The sequence below is a fragment of the Ferrimonas sediminicola genome (assembly GCF_005116715.1).
In the GTDB taxonomy this organism is placed as follows: Bacteria; Pseudomonadota; Gammaproteobacteria; order Enterobacterales; family Shewanellaceae; genus Ferrimonas; species Ferrimonas sediminicola.
Genome location: NZ_SWCI01000040.1, coordinates 1 through 600 on the forward strand (window position 1 = coordinate 1; position 600 = coordinate 600).

Consider the following 600-nt stretch of genomic DNA (forward strand, 5'->3'; position numbering starts at 1 on the left):
CCCAGCGGCTTTTGCTGAGAGGAGCCCAAGACCCTGGATTCCCGCGTTCGCGGGAATTACGCAGGGAAGCGGGAACGCCGCAGTGCGCCCTTGCCTCTCGCACAATCGTCACCCCGGCGAACGCCGGGGCCCAGTGGCGTTTGACCGGGCCCCGTAATTGGCCGCTTCAGCTTGGGCCAATCCTTGCTTGTCTATACTCATCCTGTCACGGCAAAGGAATCCAAGGATGGCCCCAACACCCAAACTGCTGGTGGTGACCGATCTCGACGGCACCCTGCTGGATCACCACAGCTACAGCTTTCAGCCCGCCGAACCGGCGCTGGCGCGCCTCAGAGACCCTGGATTCCTGCGTTCGCGGGAATGACCCACTTCCTGTCCCCCCGGCGAAGGCCGGGGTCCAGTGGCGTTTGACCGGGCCCCGTAATTGGCCGCTTCAGCTTGGGCCAATCCTTGCTTGTCTATACTCATCCTGTCACGGCAAAGGAATCCAAGGATGGCCCCAACACCCAAACTGCTGGTGGTGACCGATCTCGACGGCACCCTGCTGGATCACCACAGCTACAGCTTTCAGCCCGCCGAACCGGCGCTGGCGCGCCTCAG

2 pseudogenes are annotated in these 600 nt (G+C 63.2%); both read left to right on the plus strand.

The features are described 5' to 3' along the window. Positions 1-226: 226 nt before the first annotated feature. Positions 227-331, plus strand: a pseudogene (locus FCL40_RS18410) (HAD-IIB family hydrolase); the annotation flags it as partial. 162 nt (positions 332-493) lie between these two features. Beyond that, positions 494-600 (plus strand): annotated as a pseudogene (locus FCL40_RS18980) (HAD-IIB family hydrolase); the annotation flags it as partial.